Source organism: Bradyrhizobium sp., from assembly GCF_049798375.1.
Lineage (GTDB): Bacteria > Pseudomonadota > Alphaproteobacteria > Rhizobiales > Xanthobacteraceae > Bradyrhizobium.
On sequence record NZ_JBARGP010000227.1, the window covers coordinates 1 to 5,194 of the forward strand.

The window sequence follows — 5,194 nt, forward strand, 5'->3', positions numbered from 1 at the left end:
CCCTCCTCGTCGATCGCCGATGCGCCGATGATGGCATAGTCGACCTTGAACTGGCCAATCAGCTGCGTCGCGGTCGAGCCGACCACGCCGCCGTCCGAATGGCGCACGGAGCCGCCAGCCACGATCACCTCGATCCGAGGATGGCGATAGAGCAGCATCGCGACATTGAGGTTGTTGGTGATGACGAGCAAGTCCTCGTGCGAGGTGAGCGCGCTCGCCACCTCTTCCGTCGTGGTGCCGATATTGATGAACAGCGAGCAGCCGTTCGGAATCAGCCCCGCCGCGGCGGCGCCGATCGCCTTCTTCTCGTCGGCGGCGACGAAACGCCGCGCCTCATAGGCGAGGTTCTCCACCCCCGAGGCGATGATCGCGCCGCCATGGATGCGGGTCAGCGAACGCTGCTCGCAGAGGTCGTTGAGATCCTTGCGGATGGTCTGGGCCGAGACCTCGAACCGGCGCGACAGCTCGTCCACCATCACCCGCCCCGAGGCGCGGGCGATGTTGAGGATCTCGGTCTGACGTTGGGAGAGCACGGCCATGACAACACGTTGTGATGAGCTGCCTATGGTGCGGCTGTTTGTTGCGGCGGTCAATGTCGGAGGTCGGTCAAGAACGCGGATCGGAGAATTGGCGAGAGCGGCGCTGCATCTCCAAAAAGACAGTCATGCCCTCGCAGGCGGGCATCCAGTACGCCGCGGCCTCTCGGCTGATCAGCCGGTCTCTGGAATACTGGGTTCCCCGCCTTCGCGGGGGGACGACAGCGGGAACGGTCGCCTGGACTGCCTGGGCGCGATCGTGCGTTACGCCGCCGCGCGCAATTCGCCCTCAAGCAGGCGCTTGGCGGCGCGCTCGGCCTCTCGGGCGTTGCGAAACACTTGGCCTTCGAGGGCATTGAAACGATGCGTCGCAGCGAAGAAGCGATAGCCACCGCGGTCACGCACGACGATGCCCGCGGCCTGCGAGCTGACCTCGATGATATAGGTATCCGACATAAACCCAGTCCTTACACACAGTTCGAAGCATATAACCGGGTCCGGAATTGAAAGTTCCGACGGCGCGCAGGTCGCAATGTCCCGGCAATGACTCGCGGACTGTCGTTTGTCACTGGATGTCGGCCCGACTTGTCAGGCCGGCGGCACCTCCTGCTGAGTTGCGGTGCTGCGAAGCAGGCTGAGCTGAATGTGGTGGCGGGCGACCAGCCGATAGATATTGTCGAGGTCCTCCAGCATCGCGACCTGGGAGTTGCGAACCGCCTGCAGTTCGGCACGACTGCGGACCGCACCCAGCTCGGCCTCGACGCCGTCGATTCTACGCTCGATCTGCTTCAGGTGCTGCTGAACTCTCTTCAGAACCTCCGATGTCAGCGTTTCATTGATCTCGGTCATGACGATACTCCCGACTGACATGCCGTCCGACGGCCCAAAGTCCTGCGCAGCCAACCGGGCGCACCAACGATCCGAAAGCGAATTTCTACATCAACACAACCGGAAATAAGGGCGAGAGCGTGGACAGTCGATCGACCATTCCGGCCATCCCGAGGGCGTGGTTAATCAATCGTTACGGAGCGGCAGGGCGGTTTTCGGCAACGCGCGCAGCTACGATTTCCGGTCGTCCTCGCGCCGTAAGGACGCCGGCGGCGGAGGCACGGCGACGGCAGGCCAGTCAAGACTCTCGTGATGGCGGCCGAGCAATCGATAGATCCGCTGCAGATCCTTCATCGAGAGCTGAAGCTCGCGAAAAGCGAGCAGCTCCGATTCGGCCACCTTGATGCGCTGCCCCGATCCGCGGCCACGGGCCGATCCGGTCAAAGCAGACCGGATCGCTGCGCGTCAGGTCGAGACTGTGCCGTCCCGCCTGATCTGCTGCGGCCGGCCCTCGTCATCGATGGAGACGTAGGTGAAGTTGCCGTCGGTGACCAGGATCGGCTGCTCCTCCCTGCGGCGGAGCACCCAGGCTTCCAGATGCACGGACATCGAGGTGCGCCCCATGCGCACCAGATTGGCGTGCACGGAGACGAGATCGCCGACATAGACGGCCTTGCGGAAGTTCATCGCCTCGATCGCCACCGTGACGGTGCGCGACTTTGCGAGCTTGGAGGCGAACACGCCGCCGCCGACGTCCATCTGGCTCAACAGCCAGCCGCCGAAGATGTCGCCATTGGCGTTGGTGTCGGCCGGCATCGCCAGCGTACGGATGCAGAGATCGCCGCGCGGCTCTGATGGCGAGGATAGAGCGGCATGCACGTTGGTTTCAGTCACGTCGACACCTCAGTCCGGCCGCACCATCTCGAACATGTTCTCTGGCGTGATCTCGAAATAGTCGCCACGGCGCCCTGCCCGCACGATCGGACGGCCGAGCGCGGTCTGATAGACGCCATCCTTGATCAGCGTCTTGTCGATATGCACGGCGACGACCTCGCCGAAGGTGACCCAGCCATTGACCTTGTTGCCGTCGGCACCTTGCAGCTGCACGATCTGAGTGACCTTGCACTCGAAGGACACGGGACTCTCGCCGACGCGCGGCACGTTGACGAGCTTGCTTGGCACCGCAGTCAGGCCGGCGAGCTTGAACTCGTCGACATCGCGGGCGACGTGGGCCGCGGTCGCGTTCATGTGAGTGGCGAGATCGCGGGTGGCAAGATTCCAGACGAACTCGCCGGTCTCCTGGATATTGGCGACCGAGTCCTTCCAGCTCGTCGAGGAGAATCCGATGATCGGCGGATGGTAGTTGAAGCCGTTGAAAAAGCTGTAGGGGGCAAGATTCACGTGACCGTCGGGATCGCGTGAGGAAATCCAGCCGATCGGCCGCGGCGCGATGATGGCGTTGAAGGGATCATGCTTGAGGCCGTGGCCGTGCTTCGGTTCGTAGAAATGCAAATCGCGTTCGGTCACAGGCTGCCCTCTCAATAATCGTCATTCCGGGGCGATGCGGAGCATCGAACCCGGAATCTCGAGATTTCCGGGTTCGAGGCCTGCGGCCTCGCCCCGGAATGACCGACAATTTAGACTGTGGCGCCGTTCCAACCAAGCCCGGCCAGCACGAAATCGATCATCTGATCGATCGTGGGCCCCGGTTTGGTGGCGCATTGGGCGATCATTTGCGGGTGGAAGAAGCGCATCATCGCCGTGGTGGCGCTCATTGCCGTGAGCTGCAGGTCGGCGGTGCGAAACTCGCCCGTCGCCATGCCTTGCGCGATCACCCGGCCGATGATCTCGGTGATCAGGAGCATGTGAGCCTCGCAGACCTCCCAATTCTCCTCCATCGCGACCGCGACCATCTCGTGCAGCTTGGCGTCACCGACATAGCGCTCGCAATTCATGCGATGGATGGTGGCGAGCAGCTCGCGCAGCCGCGGCGCCGCCGGCCCGGGCCGCGCGGCAATGATATCAGCCGCACCTTCGACACCGCCCATCAGCGTCCGCGCCACGCCGGTGTGAATCGCCCGCTTCGAATCGAAGAAGCGGTAGACGTTCGCCGGACTCATATGGAGCTCCTTGGCGATGTCGGCGACGGTGGTCTTCTGATAGCCGATCTGGCGGAACAGCCGCTCGGCTACCACCAGGATCCGCTCCCGCGTATCCGGCTCGATAGGTTCGGAAACGAGTGTCATGTCAGGAATGTTCAACTATTCGGCAGCCTCGGCAAGCGGAATTGCAGCTTCGGGATGGCCATGATGCGGCGCGGCAACCTGCGAGGCCGTGTCGCCGCGTTCGCCCAGGCTCTTGCGGAACCAGAGGGCGTAGAGGCCCGGCAGGTACAGCAAGGTCAGGAATGTTGCAACAAACAACCCGCCCATGATGGTGATCGCCATTGGGCCCCAGAACGCCGAGCGCGACAGCGGGATCATGGCCAGGATCGCAGCCAGCGCGGTCAGCACCACAGGGCGGGCCCGGCGCACCGTGGCCTCGATGATTGCCTCCTTGCGGGTCAGGCCATGGGACACATCGGTTTCGATCTGGTCGACCAGGATCACCGTGTTGCGCATGATCATGCCGGCGAGCGCGATCAGGCCGAGCAGCGCCACGAAGCCGAACGGCGCGTTGGCGACGTTCAAGCCGAGCGAGGCGCCTACGATGCCGAGCGGCGCGGTGAGGAATACCAGCACCAGCCGGGAGAAGCTCTGCAACTGGACCATCAGCAGCGTCAACATCACCGCGACCATCAGCGGAAACAGCACGAAGATCGAGGCGTTGCCCTTGGCCGATTCCTCGAACGCCCCGCCCGCCTCGATCCGGTAGGCCGGCTCGAGGTGATCGCGGATGGCTTGCAGCTTCGGCGAGATCTGGTTGGTGACATCCGGTGCCTGGACGCCGTCGACTACGTCGGCCCGCACCGTGATCGCCATGTCGCGGTTGCGCCGCCACAGGATCGGCTCCTCATGGGCATACTCGATCTTGGCGATCTGCTGCAGCGGCACGGCGACACCATTGCGTGAGGTCACCGTGAGGTCGCCGACATGGGCGAGGTCGAGCCGCTCGGACGGCACCGCGCGCGCAACGACGCCGACCTTCTCGATGCCGTCGCGGATGGTGGTGACCTGTACGCCCGAGATCAGCATCGCAAGCGCCTGCGAGACGTCCTGCGGGGTCAGGCCCAGCGCGCGGGCGCGGTCCTGGTCGACGACGAGCTTGAGGTAAGGCGACTGCTCGTTCCAATCGAGCTGCGGATCGCGCACGTTCGGATTCTGGCGCATGATGTCGCGCACCTGGTAGGCGATGTCGCGCACCTTCGCCGTGTCGGGACCGATAACGCGGAATTGCACGGGGAAGCCGACTGGCGGACCGAAATTGAAGCGGTCGACGCGCACGCGCGCCTCGTTGATCGCGCCATCGGCCGCCGCCTTTTCGATTCTGGCCTTGATCCGTTCGCGCGCCGCGACGCCCTTGGCGACGATCACGATCTCGGCAAAGGCTTCGTTCGGCAATTGCGGATTGAGGCCGAGCCAGAAGCGCGGCGAGCCCTGGCCGACATAGGCGGTGTAGGTCGCGATGTCCTCGTCACCTTTTAAAAGGGTTTCCGCCTCTTTCACGGCCTTCTCGGTGACGTTGAAGGCGGTGCCCTCGGGAAGCCGGAGCTGCAGGAACAGCTCGGGCCGCTCCGACAGCGGGAAGAATTGCTGCTGCACGTGGCCGAACGCAACGATGGACGCCACGAACACGCCGACGGTGGCGGCCACCGTGGTGATGCGATGGTC

Annotated in this window: 7 protein-coding genes; all 7 read right to left on the reverse strand. The window is 63.9% G+C overall.

The window, feature by feature from the left end; translation table 11 throughout:
• A partial coding sequence (locus tag WA702_RS09685) for a DeoR/GlpR family DNA-binding transcription regulator (protein ID WP_425110300.1) occupies positions 1 to 539 on the reverse strand: 539 nt, incomplete at its 3' end.
• A gap of 261 nt (positions 540 to 800) precedes the next feature.
• Positions 801 to 992, reverse strand: coding sequence for a hypothetical protein (locus WA702_RS09690; protein ID WP_425110301.1), 192 nt, complete (start codon positions 990 to 992; stop codon positions 801 to 803).
• 132 nt (positions 993 to 1,124) lie between these two features.
• Entirely contained in the window at positions 1,125 to 1,385 is a 261-nt protein-coding gene (locus WA702_RS09695) for a hypothetical protein (protein ID WP_425110302.1), read from the reverse strand.
• A gap of 444 nt (positions 1,386 to 1,829) precedes the next feature.
• Positions 1,830 to 2,258, reverse strand: a complete 429-nt coding sequence (locus WA702_RS09700; RefSeq protein WP_425110303.1) for an acyl-CoA thioesterase — start codon at positions 2,256 to 2,258, stop codon at positions 1,830 to 1,832.
• 9 nt (positions 2,259 to 2,267) lie between these two features.
• Complete coding sequence (locus WA702_RS09705; protein WP_425110304.1) at positions 2,268 to 2,891, reverse strand: flavin reductase family protein; 624 nt, start codon at positions 2,889 to 2,891, stop codon at positions 2,268 to 2,270.
• Between the two features lie 110 nt (positions 2,892 to 3,001).
• A complete protein-coding gene (locus tag WA702_RS09710; RefSeq protein WP_425110305.1) occupies positions 3,002 to 3,610 on the reverse strand; it encodes a TetR/AcrR family transcriptional regulator in 609 nt (202 codons plus the stop codon).
• A gap of 15 nt (positions 3,611 to 3,625) precedes the next feature.
• Positions 3,626 to 5,194: efflux RND transporter permease subunit (locus tag WA702_RS09715; RefSeq protein WP_425110306.1), on the reverse strand; the 1,569-nt coding region annotated here is incomplete at its 5' end.

What these genes read in the sequence shown, in the direction of transcription:
- WA702_RS09690 (WP_425110301.1), bottom strand. Translation starts at nt 992, where the DNA reads ATGTCGGATACCTATATCATCGAGGTCAGCTCGCAGGCCGCGGGCATC.
- WA702_RS09695 (WP_425110302.1), bottom strand. Translation starts at nt 1,385, where the DNA reads ATGACCGAGATCAATGAAACGCTGACATCGGAGGTTCTGAAGAGAGTT.
- WA702_RS09710 (WP_425110305.1), bottom strand. Translation starts at nt 3,610, where the DNA reads ATGACACTCGTTTCCGAACCTATCGAGCCGGATACGCGGGAGCGGATC.